Below are 17,855 nucleotides of genomic sequence, written 5' to 3'. Positions count from 1 at the left end.
GTATATAACTTAATCAAATAAATAGATCAGGGGGATCATTCCATCTTTAGAGAATTTTATTATTACGAACACACAATGAACCAAGAGAAAAATACAACAGAATGGCTAGATGACAGTATATTCAGAACAATAGAGACCCTCCTCTCAAGTAATGTAAAAACGACCTTCTATTAAGAAGGTCGTTCTGTATTGACGATTCGGCAATTTAGAATTAAACAAACCTGCCCGTTAGCTTAATAAAAATGGAGCAGATTGCCGACCGGTAATCTGCTCCATTCTATTTGAATAGCTGCAAACTTTACATTGTTTTATACAATCGGCGAGGTGCATCTCTCATCTCCTTTATGATTTTTCTCCACCTGACATATCTTGATCGAAGGGGATTTTAATCGTTGGAGTCTCATGAGTTTTAAGCTCTTGAGAAATGGAGTGAACATTTTGGATTAATACTGCAGCATTCTCTTTAAACTCAGTGTAATTTAAAAAAATAGTCAAAAGAACAATGATCAGTCTTACTGTTGGAAAATAGAAATATTTAAGGAAAACTTTAAGATCCATTCCTTCAGGTGGTTTGAGATCGGATATCAATTCCTGTACTTGTTCTCTGGTTATATATTCAACTTTTGATTCTTCATCATTTTCATTTGGTATCGCAATTTTTTCTGGTATTTGTGTTTTTACAAATTTAAGGAGTTTAACATGAAAATCTATTGGGAATGTAAGTGAATTTGAGTATGTACTTGTAGAAATAATGCTGTTTATTACCTTTGCTGTATCATCTTGATCAAGATCGTAGGTAGTAGATATGGCTTTCGATGCTTTATGCACAGTGTCCACAAGTTGAGTTAAAGTTTCAGGCAGCGACTTTAGCGAGTCCGGCATTTGAGGTATCATTACATCGCTTAGTGATTTCAGTTTTTTAAGCTGTTCGTTTATATCTATTTCAGTTCCTTCCAACTCTTTAAGACTTTCCTGAATCAAAATATTTAAATCTCTACCCATTTTATCGCCTCCATTATTCCTTCAGTTGTTACTATTTTGATCAAGATATTTATCCTATCATTCTAATTGATTTTAAGCGAGGGATCATTACAATGTTATCCAATGCCTATTACTCTGATCCCCTTTTAGCAAAAGTATAGAGACACATTATAAAACGTCCAAACATTAGTTCTAGTCTCTATTTCCGCATGCCCTTTAACGTTATCTAAGACTGCTCTTATCTTTCTTTGCTTCTTCTCATAATCATGCTCAGGCTGAAATCCTGCGAACTCATGAGTCTGAGTGAGGAAACTGAATCATTTCGAGGGAGTTGAATAAGAATTATATCTTCATAAAGTAATCAGTAAGCTTCTCATTTTCTTTTTCACGTAATCGTTTATTTTCTTGTTCAAGTTCTTTACCAATAATCAATGAGGCTATAAGTAGAACGACTAAAACAATTACAATAATTATAAATGCTATATCAACTTTATCCAATTTAATGACCCTCCTTTCTTCTTCAGCTGCCTTATATCTTGATTTTATTGGAATTGTATCACAACTAGTTCTTTTATCGGCTAATTTCGTTTGATAGCACACCCATTCAGCCTTTTTGATGTATGTAAAACTCACTTTTTCTAATAACGGTAATGAAGTTGTTCTTTCCCTTTTTCAGTTAATGTGTAAGTTATATAAAGAACAATAGCGTGAGTTCTATAGACTCACGCTATTGGTTTTATTAACGATATTTAAAACACCAGGAAACATATAGTTTAAGCAAGGCAAGTCAAGATTAGATTTAATGAATTAACAACCAGAAAGTTCAAAGCATAAGTTTGAGGATTACTCAACATTTGATAACATCATTGTGTAAGAAGCAGGATAGATGGCGAAAATTATAGCGATACTTAAAACAAAGATCTTACCTTTAGTAGTTAGCACTTATAATAGAATCCCTTATAAACATGTTGTTAATAGAATATATAATACTTGCATAGGGTATGATCTTCAGAATAATTGAGAATTGATTTCTCACTTCGTCTTTAATATTCAAAAATTTATGAACTGAACAAATACTGGATCCCTAAGTTTACCTGCCCTTGTCCAATTTCGTATTTTTACCTGGGCATTAATTATAGGTTCTAAGTACACAAAATCTTTATTCTCTCCTGTTTTAATTTTATTATTGATTCGGTACAAATCTCGCTTATTATCAGAGTTGACACCAAAACGAATCAGTCCAGCGTACGTGACCTCACCATTTGGCTTCCTGATCCCGGCTATCCAACCAAACTCACCTTTACGATAGCCCATGATGACTACATCGATATAAGTCCAGTTAATGACCTTCAGCCAATCTGTAGAGCGGCGGCCAACATAGGTGCTGTCCAAACGTTTGCCGACCATTCCCTCCATCTGCGTAAGCTCCATCTGCTTGAACAGAGCCTCGCCAGCTCCCTGTACAAATGGAGTTTTACCCATTCTAGTGTTAGGAAATGGTATGGCCTGCAGCAGCTCCTTACGTTCTTGCAACGGAAGTTTACGTGTGTCTTGTCCGTCATAATGAAGGATATCGAATACTACATAAGTAACTGGCAGGGTCTGAGACATAAAATTAATCTTATCTTCCTTACGAGCTAGGAAACGTTTCATAACCAGCTCAAAGTCTACACGTCCCGTTTCTGGATCCGCGACAGCTACCTCACCGTCCAGAACTATGTCTTTATCGAAGGAACTCTCCAGGAGCTCAGGATACTGTTTAAAGCATTCTGTTCGATGCCTAGTGTATAAATTGGTCCTTCCAGAAAACTGAGAATAAATAAGCCGGTGACCGTCAATCTTTGGTTCAAATATATATTTATCGTTACTGAAAGGCTGATACGCTGTTTCAAGTAACATCGGATTTATGAACATATTAACACCCAGTTCAATTATACAGTTCAGTTTGATTATTAGCCTGAGGTAAGTCCTGGCATTTCACTAATGTAAAATCCGACTTAATTTTGTCTACTGTCTAAGTTGGTCGTTATTCCTCCTTTTAAAATTCAACTCCGATGCTACGCAGGTACTCAACATAACAAATCATTTGAACAATTTCACATACGCCCCTTCTTAAGCCACAAAAAAGAAAGCACCTTGAAAAATAGCAATTCAGCCATTTAACAGTTGCTTCCTGTTTTCGCTCTATTGAATTGAAAACAATTTCTAAGCGGATATTCGTCTGGAAAAATGAAGAGTTTACTGTGCATACTCCAGATTTTTTACAGCATGTTATTCTCCGTTAGCCACCCATGCCCCTTTCGGGGCACCACAGAATAATGAAAATTTTTGGGATACGTTTTATACTATTCTTACGGCTGGCGAGGGAGGTCGATAAACTATGGTGTCCTGAACCCTTCCGTTAGTCTGACCCCAGCGACCTCGGTGCACCACGGAATGTCGCTCCTTTTTAGGAAGCACGCAGGGTAGATTAACCCTTTTTGGTTGTTGCACCAGCCCCCAATTTCACTTTGCCGTAGAAAGGTGATTATCATGGATGTTCTCATTGAACGAGCATGCGGTTTGGATGTTCACAAGAAGAACATTACTGCATGCATTATTACACCTGAAGGAAAGGAGATTAAAACCTTCCGTACTCACACAGTCTTTATCTTGGAACTCATCGATTGGATTAAGGATCATCGCTGCACTCATGTGGCCATGGAGAGCACCGGTGTGTTTTGGAAACCCATCGTGAACCTGCTGGAAGCCGAAGATATCGAATTCCTAGTCGTCAACGCACAGCACATAAAAGCAGTTCCCGGACGGAAAACCGACGTGAAAGATGCAGAATGGATTTGCTATCTACTTCGACATGGTCTGCTAAAACCTAGCTATATTCCCGATCGCAACCAACGTGAAATGAGAGAGCTTGTTCGCTATCGCCGGAGTCTGATTCAAGAACGTTCTCGTGAACATAACCGTGTTCAAAAAGTTTTGGAAGGCGCCAATATTAAGCTCGCTTCTGTCGTATCAGACATTATGGGGCTCTCAAGCCGGGACATGCTTGAGGCCATGGTCCATGGTGAAACCGATCCGGAAACACTGGCTGGCTTTGCACGCAGATCCATGAAGAGAAAGAAAGAAGAACTCGAGCTCGCGCTGAAAGGCAACATGAGTTCACATCAACGGATGATGTTAAAAACCATGCTTACCCATATCGACTTCCTGAACGAACAAATCATCGAGCTGGATATGGAGGTAGCCAAACGGCTCGCCCCTTTCCAAAAAGACCTGGATCGACTGGATAGCATTCCGGGAATCGCAGCCCGAACGGCAGAACAAATCCTCGCCGAGATTGGCACGGACATTGCTTCTCGTTTCCCGAGTTCAGCCCATTTATGCTCATGGGTTGGTCTTGTTCCAGGTCACAATGAAAGTGCAGGCAAACGCAAGTCCTCCAAAACACGTAAAGGCAACAAATATCTCCGATCCGCACTCATCGAAGCTTCTCATTCCATACGGGGATCTGATAATTATCTCGGTGCCCAGTACAGGCGAATTGCAGCTCGCAAAGGAAGGCACCGCGCAGCTGTTGCTGTAGCCCATTCCATCATGACCATTGCTTACCATTTACTAACCAGGCAAGAAGATTATAAAGACTTAGGCTCCGATTATTTTGAGAAACGACACCAAGATGCGATCGTCAAACAAACCGTTCGAAAGCTAGAAAACCTTGGATTTACCGTAACCCTGGCCACATCTGAAGTATCCTAATTAACCTGCTCAAACCAAGCGACGCAGCCTTTTTAAAAATCTTGCAAGCTGCGCCTAGTTTCGTATTGTCTTTTTTAGAGTTACGCTATGAATTAATTTTCAGGGTAGTTTAAAGGGAAAGGTACAAACTTTTTGAAATTCAAAACATGGTATAAGCAAAGGGCAAGCCATCTGAACTCCAAAAGGCAAATTAAAATTCTTCATCCTTTTTCACTAAAGGCACTTCATATAATTGTCCATCCTTTTCTACTAAAGCCACTTCATGATAATTACCTCTTTCTTTAACATCATCCCAATCCATCAAATAATCACACGGTTCACACCAAAACTCTCTAATTGGAGGTGGCTGCCATGACATTCTCCGACCACAATCAGGACAATTCACAATAATACTCATCGTCTTTTCCCCACTTGGGCTAGATGTACCAACCTAAAATACTCCGTCACGATTCCATTGACATTCTTGTCGATACTATCAATGGAATCATTTTTATTTACACTTGTAGAATCACGTTCAATACTTTTTGTTAAACCGAGTGATTCGTTTATTTCATCAGGATTCACATTTTCGAATGTATCAATAATTTCATTCCCCTTTACAGTATAAGTATACTGGATTTTTTGCCTTATCTTACAGGACATTCTTGTTATCCGATTTTATTTAGAAGAGGGCGATAAACACCCTCTTCTAAATTCAACTAAATTCCTGAAGTTAATGTAAAGGTGAATACAGATCGATAAGTACCAGCCATCAAACCTGTTTCCTCTCCTGGTACATACTTACTTCCAGTTCCTGACGATTCAATATTTACTTTATCCGGTATACTAAGGGTGAAGTCTAGAGGTATTTCATAATATCCCATGCCTTCAAATTCCTTGGCTGATGCCAAAACTTCGGATTGAGTTCCTGTAAATATTTTCTTTCCAACATTGGACAGCTGGGCTTCAGGTCCTGACAACGTATTACTGCCTTTAACATCTACAGATAGTGAGCTAGCTGGAATACTCACTACTAAATCCATTGTATTTAATGAGTTATCTGTTATTGGATCGGAGACAAAATCCTTTACATCGAGACTGTACTGCCATCCCTTCGCATTACCTCTGTAATCCTCGATAAGTGCCCTACTCACAGAATTAATCTGTTGGTAAGGTCTCGTGCTATCGATGATAATGGTTGAAAGATCTGCTCCTTCAAATCGAGAGTTTAATCCCCCACCATGAACCGTGAAGTCTACATCTTCGGTAGTAATGGTTTCCAGTGGTCCCCCAGGATTCGGTGTTGGATCAGGATTCGGGTCAGTCCCTTCACCGGGAACTACGATGGTAAATGGGCCTCCAGAGTAAACCACATTACCTGAATTCACTTCTCGTATTTCCACATAAATTTGATACGTACCAGGGGCATAAGCTACCGGACCTGCATACTCAGTCCACATTTCATCTTGGCCGTCTTTGTAATATACCTCAAGATCCGGAGAAGAGATACCTGGATCAACGGTAAGTTGTCCATCTTCTACCATAACTTTAGGGTCTACCTTTGTAGTAACAAAACTTACGATCTCACTTTCTATTCCATCAGTAGCCACCACTTTTGCTCTTACAGTGTGTACGTCATTAGATACTGTAATAACGCCTGTGGTTTTATTCCACTCACCACCCCCTACAGAATAGTAAGCGTCTCCTTCCGTTGGATCAAACTGAACCTCAAGATCTAATCCATACTGAGTGTTTAATCCTTTCTGTACGACTACCGGTTTGTTAACTATTACAGGTTCACTTGGGCTTTCTGCTGTGAGATTAAACGATTTACTAATCAATACTTCATCTCTTGAATTCAACATTCTTACTTCAACCGTATGATCTCCCGGTTGCAGTAACAGGTTGTTATCTACATTGAATTCTTGCCAATCTCCACCATCTACCTTCACCTGTACTTTGGTACTTCCTGTAGCCGAAGCACGTACTTTGAATTCATCCTTCGAGAGTTTTTCCACCGTAGGATGACCTTCTGTGATTACGATTGGATTACTCGTGATTGTGAGCTCTCCAACTTCGCTGATATTGCCGTTACTGTCTGCAGATCTTGCTTCGATGGTTACATTACCAGAGTCAGTAATGACGATCTCACCATTGTAATCCAGCCATCCCCCACCATTGATTTGATATTGTTTTGTTGCAATATCTCCTGTAGTACCAAAATTGATTGACACTACGGACTGATCAAACTTGTCTTGCGAAGCAATCGATAGTATAGGTTTATCAGGAGCAGTTTCTGGTACAACATAATCGGCTGGGTAAACCACCGGAGCATTACTCACCACTTGCCAGTTACCCCATTGGTCAAAAAAGCCTAAGATACCATCTTCGTCTATAGCATACACATGAGTCTGCATGGATATTTCAGGTCTCAAACTAAAGAGCGAAAGATACTTTTTTGGTAGGACGGTTATAACACCGTCACCTTCCCACTTGAGAACTGTGTTGTCATCCTTCAAGGCGAACATACGTGGAATTGTCAGCATTCCATTTGTTCCATTTCCTTGTATTGCAAAGTCTTTAATATTTTCAATTTCATTGCCAGGACCAGTTAGACGAACAGGAGAAGTAATGTTCCGATCCTTTGTACCAAACATTCCATCACTGTTAGTGCCCCAACCGTACAAATAACCGTTAGGCTTCGCGAATATTACGGTACCAGCGCGAGTTCCCCACACCTTTGATACTCCTGTAGCTATTTGTGTTCTTGTTGAAGAGAAACTGGCTTCTGAAGCATTCCAACTATTGATAGGAGTACCCCAGTATTCAAGGTTACCATTATCAAGATTAAGGTACCCGGTTGAGATGTTCTTACTAGTTGAGTTAGTCTTCTCCCCCGCAGACGCCATCTTTCTAAGGTTCTCTACTTTCACATCTGCTGGGAAAGGATACAGTGTGTTACTGTATTTTGATTCGCCCACACCATATAAGCTTTCTCTAGAATCATATGCCAAGAAATTAGTCAGTGAGAAAGACTGACCTTTCACTGTAAACACACGTCTAGATGCTTCAAGACTGGTTGTTGTACCAGGGTTGTTATAATCATGAATATAATTGAAGCCTTCTACAGCTTTCATCTCAAACTCAGAAGCGTCAGTGAAAGCAGGGAAGCGATCGGTTATGTCTACGGGTTTTGCATTGGTACGAGAGTTTTGATTAAATCCTGCACCTACAAGATAGACTTTATTATTCGTAACGAGCAAAACACTATCTACTGCTAAGCTATAGATCTTCTGCACTCCTTGTAAAGGGTCGCCAGTAACTGGATCAACAACTTCTGTAGGCACAGTTTTGTCTACTTTACTACCAATACCCAACTGCCCCTCTGTTCCTCTACCCCAGGCCATAACTGTCGTGTCTTCCATCACAGCAAAGTAGCTCAAAAATTTACTCCATTTTCCAGCCTGGTTAATAACCTCGAAATCCTTCACTCCATCCAGCATTTTAACTGCTGGGGTTCCTTGGTAGAGTTCTCCGGATTGTGTAATATAAACACTATTACCTCCGGTATAACTTCTCACTTTCTTCATGCCACTATCAAACCCAGTAACTTCATACGGTGAATTCATATTTAGGTGAAGACTTTTACCATCATCTAGCTTAAATTCATAACCCACAGTAGGCCTGCTAGAGTAATCTGAAACGTAGGGCTCTACACTAAGAATCTTTGAGTATTCCGCAGCCTGAGCTTTAGGTTCCAGTTCTGCAAACGAGTAGGTACCAACCAATAGTGCAACCACCAACGTTCCGATAAGACTCCTCTTCCATCCAATCCGGATCTTATTCTTTTTCTGATTAATTTCCAAGTCACTCACCACCCCTTAAATACCTGAAGTCGCTGTATATGTAAATACAGACTTATATGTTCCAGCGATAACCCCGATTTCTGCACCTTCACTATTTGTCATAGTCTTTGGCAAGCTCAGAATGTAATTCACCTCAAAATCATACGCTCCTTGACCTTTACCTACATCTGCGGAAACGATGGTGCTAGGAACTGAGGAGAGTACTTTGTTCTGTGCAAGCTCTCCACCTTGCGTAAAATCAATCGGTACACCGGAAATGGTATTTTTCAGAGTGGTAGTAAATTGTACGATACTAGCAGGAAGCTTAAATTCCTGGCCGTCCATAGTAGTTACAAAATCTGTAGCTGCGACACTATATGCCCAGCCAGCCCCATTGCCTCTATCATCAATTGCTCTAAGGAACGAATCCGCTTGTGATTTTAGATTATCCCTTGATGAGAGAGTAATGTCGTTAAAGCTTAGACGGGTTTGGGCGAACTGCAGACTTCCGCCTGTGACTGCAATCTCTTTCTCAATTTCTTGTGCAGAAGCTGCTAGAGGGAAAGCTATTACCATTACTAGCATACTTGCCAAGACTTTCTTCATCTCCTGTTCACTCCTTCAGATGTATTAGTTCTAATAGATCCTAAACTTACACCTTGCTCACCTCCTTTCAGGTCAGTTTTTTCTAGTGAGTCCCCTTAAACTGATGTGAGGCAAGCTTAGATTTAAGAGACTTCTCATCTCTTTCTTTCTTTTTCTTCTTAAGCAGGAGGAAAAGCAAGAGGAAGAAACCAATAATAAATACAAGAATTAAGATCCCTATTACAATTACTAAGGCCAGATTATTTTTTACCCAATCCCAGATATCTGTTTTTTGTAATATTCCTGCATAGTTCAATGCGTCTTGAGACTTCTGTGCTTCCGCTTCGGTTATCGTAAAGTTAAATGTTCTACTTACTTTGTCATCGCTATAATTAGCTTCAAAAATTGCGGAGTATTCTCCAGGAAGCAAAACTTTATCTTGTACCGTATAGACCATATCTGCTGTCGTACCCGCATAGATAGACTTTTCTGACGGTTGATTATTAAAACTTTCACTAAAAATACCATTACCCTTAGAGTCTCTTACTTGGAGGACACCGTGAGGCCTTTCTAAAATAGTACCTTTGTTAGTAAGCTTTACAGTAAATTGAGAAAAACCGTTAGCTATGTACTCATGTTTGAAATTGTCGATGCTCATTTCGTGCTTAGACTGTTCAACTTGATTTTCAAGAACGATCTGTACTCCTATTCTTTGAGCCTTCTCAATCAACATGACAGCATGAGTCGAATTCACCTCAGGTGTTCTCCTTTCAGAATTATCTAAAGACTCCTCTGCGGCCACTACTCCTACATGCTGTCCAGGGACGATATTCTTTGGAACATTCACTTTGAAACTTAACTTCTTCTTCTCTTTCGCTTTTAGAGATACTTTAAAGGGTTCTGCAGGTTGTATCCACGAACCAACTGATGCTAATTCCTCATCTTTACCTGAGAACAATTTGCCGCCATTAACACCTGGTTTAGCATCTGCTGGATAAACCCAGACTTCTAACGGTTCTTCTTTTAAGTTCTGTAGATAGAAATCATAGGTCTTTGATTCTCCTCCACTTACAGTATCTCTGTAAAAACCCGTAGATTGTTCTATCTCTTTAACTGGAGACAAAAGGAACTTAACATCCTCTTGTGCTTCGACATGAGTATTTCCTATAACCATAAAGAAAAAAAAGCATAAGATTCCTAACATCCAGCTAGATTTTTTCACTTCGTCATCTCCTCTACTCTTCTGCTACCTTTTGATGGAGTAAGCCCCTAACTACCTGTATTTAACAGCGTCTCATCTTCTTTTGTAGTTAGCATGTTGAGCCAATTTGTTACTTTATCTAATTGTTCAATATTAATAGTGTTTCTAGGTTGATAATCGCGAATGAAACTATCCAGTTCCTCAGTGGTTAGCACAGCTGTATTTGAATTTCTTTTTAAACTTACCTCTAATTCAACTTGGGGATGAGTAAATACAACGATCCCTTGTACCCACATTGGCAAACCGATGCTTTCAAGGTTCTTGGCAAGCACAAAAGTATGTATTCTGGTCATTGCCATAGGATTTCTAAGCGTCTTGGGTTCCGTGGTGTTATTTCCTGTCTGCTTGTACTGACACCAAACCTTATCTTCCTCAGATCCCACAATGCGGCCTGAACGATTCTTTCTGACGATGATAAAAACACCTTGATCTTGGACACGAATTTCCTCGATCTTCACTTTAATATCCTCATGAAACAGCTCAATATTTTTGTATATCTGGTTAGGGCTATCATGACTAAGAGTATTTACTGGTTTTTTTCCTGTGGATTTTATTTCATGTCGAAATTTATTCTCCCTTAAAGTTTTGAATAGCAAGAAACATACAATTGCTAGGGACAATACAATTAAAATGGTTGTTATTAAATTTTGTAACTCCAATTAATCCACCTACATATTTTGTATTTAGTTAAATATGACTTTCGTTGAAAGTATTAAGAGTAATATGAGATTCATGATAATAAGTAACGGGATACCTAACTTAAAAAGAAGGTGCTTTGTTTTATGTCTAAAAAGGTACATCCCCATCCATACGCCTGTTGCCCCACCCAAGGCCGCGATTGCGAATAATCGCTTTTCTGGAACTCTCCGTGCTCTTATAATTGCCTGACTCTTGTCGTACCACATGATGAACAAGCCAGCAGTGTTAATAAGTGCAAAATAGCCGAATATTAGCATGCTTTTTCCCCTTAAAAATTTTAAAGAAATCTAATTAATCTAAATTACAAGACAAATAATATTACTCTCGATCAAAGCTGATACTTCACCCCTTTTAATTGTATGTATGTTAGTTAATATACTAATATACATATATACTAGTATCAATTATTTTCTTCTGAAAAGTACTATTTAATTCTTAGGATTTATGGAAAGTTGACTCCAGGGAATTTTTACTGTAGAAACAGATTGATTATACTCGGTTTCCTGTTCTACTAGTTCGATGAGAGATCGGAGGATGGCAGCATCAAAAAGAAAAGATTCTTCCTCCATTATTTTAATTGCACTAACAGCACTTAATGGAGATTGGTATGGCCTGCCTCCAATGATCGTGGAAAATGTATCGCTTATAGCAGCTATCCGTCCACTTAAGGGGATCTGTTTACCCTTTAATCCTTTTAAGTATCCACTTCCATCAAAGCGTTCATGGTGGTACTCAACTATATTATTAATCACTGATGGGAGTTCAAAGCTTTCTATTAGCTTAATTCCCTTTTGTACGTGTTCAGATAAACATGCCTTATCCTTGGTCGAAAGGACTCCGTTTCCTTTTAAAATATCGTCCCCCATGGCGATCTTCCCTAAATCATGAATTAAAGAACCGGCATAGTATAGCATTGATTGTTTAGGGTCATGGATCTGAGCGAGTTTATATGAATAATGAGCCATCAAGACAGAATGGTTAGCGGTTTGTTCATCTCTCAATTTTATACAGTAGAAAAGTGCATCAATGATCATCAAGTAGCTCTTTAAAGCCTGTTCATTCATCTTAGGCGATGGGTTCACTACGTTAACCATTAACTTACACCTACTTTTGGATTAATTTCACTGACATCTCTTGATGCCAAGGCTTCATGATCTCCGTATTCGACTACTCTGTTTTTCCCTGTCTTTTTTGCAACATACATAGCGTCATCAGCTCGTTTGATTAATTCGTCTGCAGATAGACCTTCAACAAATGTACTAAACCCTATACTTACAGTGATTGAGTAGATCCCCTCTTTCGTATCAAACGATGCCTCATTTTCCACCCTAGAACGGATGGTTTCTGTTAGCTCGGAAATATTCAGATTCGACTCTATAATTAAAGCGACGAATTCTTCTCCCCCGTATCTTCCTCCAACACCTACTCCTTCTAATTCCTCAATAAGGATTGATGAAACTTTCTTTAAAACAACATCACCTTTTTTATGTCCGAACGTATCATTTAACAGTTTGAAATTATCAATATCTAGAAAAATTAAATGTGCATCAACTTTTTTGTCTACGCTTCTAGTGACAAATGTCGTGAACTGTTTACGATTGTATAGTCCGGTTAAGGGATCCTGTATAGATGATTCATATGTATCACGAATTAATTGAATCAAGTAATCGACGATATACGAAATGATTACTGTGTAAGAAGAAATATATAGAAGAATGATAATTATCTCTAAAGGTGGACTATTTCCTATAAACAAACCAAGGATTACGACTATCTTAGAGAGTATAAATAAGATAATTGAAGACTTTGCTTTGTTATGCATAGCTGCAGCTAGGTAATACCATGCAGCTGTCGCTAACACAATTGATAACATAGGCTGAATCGCAGGAAACGGAATCAGTAGACCAGTTAGTCCAATTGACCCACATCCTAGATAAACCACCGACCGCTCCCATCGCAGTACCGTGTTAGATAACTGGTAAAAGCTAAACAAGGTACAAATGAATAGTACGTCACCTAAGATTTGTGCTCTCAATGTCTGGTCATCAAATGCACCAAAAAGGGATAAAATATGATACACACTAGTTACAACTACAATAATGGTCAATTGAATATTGGTACTTGAGTTCTTACGTTTAGGCATTCTTCTAGTTAGATTCCACATTATATACAAAAGCGGAAGCATTATAACTGATTGTGAGAGTGACACTTAATCCCTCCTAAATGAAAGAGTTTTAGGGAAGGGGGCTACCCTTCCCTGTATAACCATTTTTGAAATGTTAGAATGGAACCTGCGGACTAAAGTCATCTCGACTTGATAAATCGGCATGATAGAATACAACGTCTCCATCCTGTAAAGTAAATCTGTTACCAAAGGAGTCAAACTTAATTCGCTGAGATCCTTCTAATTGCCATTGATTCATTAACGGCGCATTGATGTATTGCAAATGTGGTTTGTTTAGATCACCGTTACGAATGGTTTCGATATCAAAGTTCACGATGATATAGCCATTCTTAAAGAAAATTGGAGAATTATCATCGAGCCCTCCGTGTGTACGTCCATACTCAGCAATATCTGTCCCAACTTCTACCACATAAGGCTCTGCAGGTAAACTGTATTCCCCATACCAATTCTGAACAGCTGCATTCGCACGTTGGACATTCACAGAAGCTGGCAAGTTTGTTTTAGGACCTATAAAGGTACGTAGTTGCTCTGGAAGCAGCAGGAGATTATAGCCACCAACTGGAGTTTTTTGCTTGGTATCTTTACTTATAAACTGTTCCGTGTACTCCTGCTTCGTCATCGATCCGAGTTGCCCCGTTGTATAGTAATTATCGAACTTAAAACTGGCCGTATCGATCATTTCTTCTGTAGGCACATTCCGAAGTCGATCATTCATAATGACATAGCGCTGTACCTTATCTTCTTCTGATCCAATCTTCACAAAATTACTCTCATTGGTTTTGTAATAAAGATCTACTGGAAAGCGATACTGACCATCTTTTGATACAAAGTGGAACGTCGGAGTAATTCGTATTCCATCTTCTTTGCCGAACATATTTCCTTTAGTTTTAAAGTCGAATTTGAAGTGATAACCGGTTTTCACAGCTACATTTTTATAACCCTCTGCAGGATGACTACCAGGAAGAATTGGCAAAGTATATTGCTCGGAGTTTCCACGAGGAGCACCATCTATGCCGTTCATTCCAACCCAATATGATAAACCTGTAGGTAGTGTACTACCTATTTGCGTACGGAAAACGGACTCCCAATTGTAATCAGCTATATCAGTTACTTGAAAATCGTACAGCCGGCCAATCACTTCGATGGAAACTTCATCGACAGCTACGTGGTTCACTAAGTCAAGATTTGCATCATACTGATATGGTAACTCTGGAGGAGCGTTCTCAGCTATGTTCCTGAAATACACCTGATAATCACCTTCATCAACCCATACTGGAAGGAAGAACTCTGTATCAAGCTGATTTACAGGAATATCAATCCAGGTATTCTTTGGATAAAATTGTGTTCGGCTACTGTTATAAACATCGAATGGAAACTGGACTTGTTTGGTTCTGAAATACTTTGCGTAATCACGATTACCGTAACCTGGATAATTCGTATGTTGTCCATTCGTCGGTATCCGAACTGTAAATGGTCGATCCAATATGAATGCAGCACGATTATAGTTCGGGTTCGTCTTCTGATTATGTTCGCGGTCATCCGTTACCGAGGAGTAGTTCACAACGGGCGTATGAACGGTTACGGTATTTATCCCGTATATCGGGAAATTCTTATTACTACCACCGTTAATATTACCTTCCATGAGACCATAGTAAATTGTCCCAGAACTTGTTGTATTTGCTCGGTTAGTCTTACTACTACTGATAATGTTCCCAGGCTTATACAACACGTTTTCATTAATTTGAGGCGGCTCAGGAATTGTACTCGGCGTTGGTCCGCTTTCATCAACACGGCTGCCACTCATGATAGTAGCTCCGTTAAATACAAGCGAGTCATTCGTCACTTCTACCTTCTTAACACCTTCTTCAGCAACGCTCTGCAAGTTTTCACTTGGTGGTGATGGTGGACTCGAATAAGAGCTTCCACCGAAAGATCCTGGCGGTGCAATAATTGGATTTGGCGGTGATGGCGGATAGAAGGCGCCCGTTTGATCCACTGTAAATTCTGGTGGCTTATACCCCTGTGGGGTGATGCTTATCTGATCACCTGGTAATGCGTAATTTTTGAGCTGCCCTTCATCAATTTTGTATACTTCTAAGTTATCAATCACCCAATATGAATAAGGCCGTTCAACTGTATACTGTTGCACTACCGTTTCAGGAGTCTGTTGAGGATCCGGAATTGTTGTTGGTTCTCCATTCGGTCCAGGTGGACCTGGTTGACCAGGATCCCAGTGCAATGTCCAAGTCTTTTCTACATTAACTGTAAAAGTACATACCCCAGACATCTGGACGAAAGAATGTTGAGCAAGGTAGTTTCGAGCCAGGATATTTCCATATAAGCTCTCTGATGTTGGAATACCTTGTAACACGTCAAATTGTTCACTGCCTCGTTGATCAGCCAAGATTTTAGCTGTTACGACTGGATCCATGTATCGTCCATCAATAGTAGTTCCAGGAGTTGGTGCTGTACAACTAGCTTCAGGAATTTCCGGATCAGGCGGCGGTGGATTCCCCTCTTTCTTATAGTAAAAGTTCACATAGTAAATAGGGAAGGTAGCATCATACTTAAAGCCACTCGGATCTCCGGGCGTAATTTCTCCACCGCTTGGAGGTGCAACCGTACTTTTTTTATGGCCAACGTATGTATATTCCTCGGTGCCTGGTGTGTGGGTGAATCTATAGTCTACGTTTTTCTCAAGCTTCTCTTCCCGATCCTGAAATCCATCTATGTTATTTAGTCTTTGCCCCGTCGTCGTCCAGTGTTGGACGATGGCTTTTCCTTCTTCTGGTTCAAGTTCAATCGTGAACAGTGTAGGAAAGAAATAACGCCAACCTTCTACATTCTCTCCGAAAACTTGGCCGTTTTCAGTTTCTTCTTCAAGCCTCCTATCGACCTGCTTTACAGCTTCCAAAGTCCCATTCAACACGAAAACTTCCTTCTGCCCGACATTTGTTCCTTTGCCTACAACAGGCGTGTTTCTATAATTATTGTAATTCCTTGTTGAAGTGGCATCTTGATAGTATTGTTTGCGATTTACAGCCAATTCTCCCGTTCTCGAAGTTTCAAATGTCTCATCTGCAAGCTCCCAGTTAAAATCAAAAGGTTTAATTCTAATGTCTTTAATCTTACGGCTCGAACCAAACGTAAATTCATATGTTCCACCATCTACAACTGCGACTGTATCTCCTGGTTTATGGCCGCCGCCAGTCCATTGCCCCGAATTGTTTTTCCAAACCTCGTAATATACCATCCCTACGAAGTAGTATAGATTCGGATTGTCCTCGTCCTGAAGAAGGCGATTTGAGCTAATTGGAAAAACTGCTGCCTCGGCCTTCCCTGGATGAAGTGTAAACACGACGAGAATAGAAGATAGAATAAGTACCGCACTGAGTAAGGAGCTCATCATCTTTTTCATTCGGCTCGTTGTGCTCCTTACTTGAATGGATTAACAATGACAACTGCATAATTCTCTAAGTCGCCATCTTCCAGCAAAATATAATCCGCCTGATTAATTTTGAAGTTTCTCCAACCCTCATAGCTTTCAATGTATTTTCCAGTTTGGAACTTATCTGACCGACTTACCACAGGATAATGATTCATGGCCGTTTTATCACCGTTATTAATAAAAGCCGCATCTAAAACTTGACGACCTTTCGCATAATCGTTCTTAACAAGGAATGAAACTGGATTTCCTCTTTGACTGCTTCTAATCTGAACCAAATCATCTCCTGTTACTTGGTTCTTAACAATATTTAAACTGTAGACTACTTGACTATTTCCCAACTGAATTGGAAGGTCACTTTCCTTAATGATCTTTACTCCTGAATATGCTTTATCATTCAAGTTTGTAAATGCACTCTTTGTTTTCGTATACGCCTTGAACTCGCTCAATTTCGTAAGCTTGAATTCCTTATCGTCTGTGCTTCGGAAATCTTTCTCCCCGATCCAGACCCAGCGGCTGATTTTGTCCCATTCTACTTTTTGACCGAGTCCTTCACTTACGAGACGAATCGGAACAAACGTCCGGTTCTGCTTCAGGATGATTTTTGTACCATAGTCCTTTTTCTTTCCGTTGACTAAAGCTGTCGTTCGGCCAACTGTCATCTTCACCGTGTGATCCTTACTTGTAATACCTACAGTTTGAACCTTTCCTGTTTTGGAATAGCTAACTTTAGCTCCGAGTGATTCCGAAACGAAACGGATCGGCACCATCACGCTGCCTTGAGCATCTTGAAATGGTTTTGCATCTGGAAAACTCATTTTGTTGGTGTTAAGAAGAACTTCTACTTGTTGAGAACTAGCTAAAGCGGACCCGGAAGTGAATCCTAACATTCCAAACGCTAGCACACCCGTCATGATAGTTAAAACTGTCTTTTTCATATCTTTTACTCCTTATCTAAATTATTTAATTTCTTGTCCTTAATGAGCCTATAAAGGGTATGAGGAAACAATTGTTAGCGATGAGCTATCAATGGAGACAAAGATATAATAAATTTCAAATGCTCACTTCCCTTCAAGAAATGTCTTCATTATTATTGTATTAAATATTGTGTTATAACAC

The 17,855-nt window shown here is 39.6% G+C and carries 14 protein-coding genes; 1 reads left to right on the top strand and 13 read right to left on the bottom strand.

Annotated elements, in window-relative coordinates:
* Positions 1-342 precede the first annotated feature (342 nt).
* The 3 genes from KFT32_RS25865 to KFT32_RS25855 all read right to left on the bottom strand — a co-directional run bounded on the left by KFT32_RS25865 (position 343) and on the right by KFT32_RS25855 (position 2,895).
* The gene (locus KFT32_RS25865; RefSeq protein WP_205054974.1) at positions 343-1,002 is read right to left on the bottom strand and encodes a hypothetical protein; all 660 of its coding nucleotides are present in this window, start codon (positions 1,000-1,002) and stop codon (positions 343-345) included.
* Between the two features lie 321 nt (positions 1,003-1,323).
* Entirely contained in the window at positions 1,324-1,479 is a 156-nt protein-coding gene (locus KFT32_RS27365; RefSeq protein ID WP_249436145.1) for a hypothetical protein, read from the bottom strand.
* 552 nt (positions 1,480-2,031) lie between these two features.
* The gene (locus tag KFT32_RS25855) at positions 2,032-2,895 is read right to left on the bottom strand and encodes an ATP-dependent DNA ligase (protein ID WP_205054975.1); all 864 of its coding nucleotides are present in this window, start codon (positions 2,893-2,895) and stop codon (positions 2,032-2,034) included.
* Between the two features lie 618 nt (positions 2,896-3,513).
* Here KFT32_RS25855 and KFT32_RS25850 point away from each other — a divergent pair.
* The gene (locus tag KFT32_RS25850; RefSeq protein WP_211750218.1) at positions 3,514-4,737 is read left to right on the top strand and encodes an IS110 family RNA-guided transposase; all 1,224 of its coding nucleotides are present in this window, start codon (positions 3,514-3,516) and stop codon (positions 4,735-4,737) included.
* A 190-nt stretch (positions 4,738-4,927) separates the two neighbouring features.
* Here the strand turns inward: KFT32_RS25850 and KFT32_RS25845 are convergent, their stop codons facing one another.
* The 10 genes from KFT32_RS25845 to KFT32_RS25800 form a co-directional block, all read right to left on the bottom strand.
* The gene (locus KFT32_RS25845; protein ID WP_205054977.1) at positions 4,928-5,134 is read right to left on the bottom strand and encodes a hypothetical protein; all 207 of its coding nucleotides are present in this window, start codon (positions 5,132-5,134) and stop codon (positions 4,928-4,930) included.
* Between the two features lie 301 nt (positions 5,135-5,435).
* Positions 5,436-8,582, bottom strand: coding sequence for an RCC1 domain-containing protein (locus KFT32_RS25840; RefSeq protein WP_205054978.1), 3,147 nt, complete (start codon positions 8,580-8,582; stop codon positions 5,436-5,438).
* 15 nt (positions 8,583-8,597) lie between these two features.
* Positions 8,598-9,167 (bottom strand): WxL domain-containing protein, encoded by a 570-nt coding sequence (locus tag KFT32_RS25835; protein WP_211750217.1) that lies wholly within the window; start codon positions 9,165-9,167, stop codon positions 8,598-8,600.
* Between the two features lie 82 nt (positions 9,168-9,249).
* On the bottom strand, positions 9,250-10,368 hold the full coding sequence (locus tag KFT32_RS25830; protein ID WP_205054980.1) for a COG1470 family protein: 1,119 nt from the start codon (positions 10,366-10,368) through the stop codon (positions 9,250-9,252).
* Between the two features lie 47 nt (positions 10,369-10,415).
* On the bottom strand, positions 10,416-11,066 hold the full coding sequence (locus KFT32_RS25825) for a nuclease-related domain-containing protein (RefSeq protein WP_205054981.1): 651 nt from the start codon (positions 11,064-11,066) through the stop codon (positions 10,416-10,418).
* A gap of 24 nt (positions 11,067-11,090) precedes the next feature.
* On the bottom strand, positions 11,091-11,363 hold the full coding sequence (locus KFT32_RS25820) for a DUF1294 domain-containing protein (RefSeq protein WP_205054982.1): 273 nt from the start codon (positions 11,361-11,363) through the stop codon (positions 11,091-11,093).
* A gap of 171 nt (positions 11,364-11,534) precedes the next feature.
* Positions 11,535-12,200 (bottom strand): HD-GYP domain-containing protein, encoded by a 666-nt coding sequence (locus tag KFT32_RS25815; protein WP_205054983.1) that lies wholly within the window; start codon positions 12,198-12,200, stop codon positions 11,535-11,537.
* On the bottom strand, positions 12,200-13,315 hold the full coding sequence (locus KFT32_RS25810) for a GGDEF domain-containing protein (protein WP_205054984.1): 1,116 nt from the start codon (positions 13,313-13,315) through the stop codon (positions 12,200-12,202). Before KFT32_RS25810 ends, KFT32_RS25815 begins: the two co-directional genes overlap by 1 nt.
* Before the next feature lie 70 nt (positions 13,316-13,385).
* Positions 13,386-16,709 carry a DUF5704 domain-containing protein gene (locus KFT32_RS25805; RefSeq protein ID WP_205054985.1) on the bottom strand — a complete coding sequence of 1,108 codons (3,324 nt, stop codon included), beginning with the start codon at positions 16,707-16,709 and terminating at the stop codon, positions 13,386-13,388.
* 17 nt (positions 16,710-16,726) lie between these two features.
* On the bottom strand, positions 16,727-17,674 hold the full coding sequence (locus KFT32_RS25800; protein ID WP_205054986.1) for a copper amine oxidase N-terminal domain-containing protein: 948 nt from the start codon (positions 17,672-17,674) through the stop codon (positions 16,727-16,729).
* Between the last annotated feature and the right edge of the window lie 181 nt (positions 17,675-17,855).

The sequence above is a fragment of the Paenibacillus sp. Marseille-Q4541 genome (genome assembly GCF_018310695.1).
GTDB lineage: Bacteria > Bacillota > Bacilli > Paenibacillales > Paenibacillaceae > Paenibacillus.
Note: the sequence above shows the minus strand (reverse complement) of the source record. Positions and strands in the feature narration are given on the sequence as shown.

Bases quoted from the DNA above. Each gene is read 5' to 3' on its own strand.
- KFT32_RS25865 (WP_205054974.1), bottom strand. From the start codon at position 1,002: ATGGGTAGAGATTTAAATATTTTGATTCAGGAAAGTCTTAAAGAGTTG.
- KFT32_RS25855 (WP_205054975.1), bottom strand. From the start codon at position 2,895: ATGTTCATAAATCCGATGTTACTTGAAACAGCGTATCAGCCTTTCAGT.
- KFT32_RS25850 (WP_211750218.1), top strand. From the start codon at position 3,514: ATGGATGTTCTCATTGAACGAGCATGCGGTTTGGATGTTCACAAGAAG.
- KFT32_RS25845 (WP_205054977.1), bottom strand. From the start codon at position 5,134: ATGAGTATTATTGTGAATTGTCCTGATTGTGGTCGGAGAATGTCATGG.
- KFT32_RS25835 (WP_211750217.1), bottom strand. From the start codon at position 9,167: ATGAAGAAAGTCTTGGCAAGTATGCTAGTAATGGTAATAGCTTTCCCT.
- KFT32_RS25820 (WP_205054982.1), bottom strand. From the start codon at position 11,363: ATGCTAATATTCGGCTATTTTGCACTTATTAACACTGCTGGCTTGTTC.
- KFT32_RS25815 (WP_205054983.1), bottom strand. From the start codon at position 12,200: ATGGTTAACGTAGTGAACCCATCGCCTAAGATGAATGAACAGGCTTTA.
- KFT32_RS25805 (WP_205054985.1), bottom strand. From the start codon at position 16,709: ATGAAAAAGATGATGAGCTCCTTACTCAGTGCGGTACTTATTCTATCT.
- KFT32_RS25800 (WP_205054986.1), bottom strand. From the start codon at position 17,674: ATGAAAAAGACAGTTTTAACTATCATGACGGGTGTGCTAGCGTTTGGA.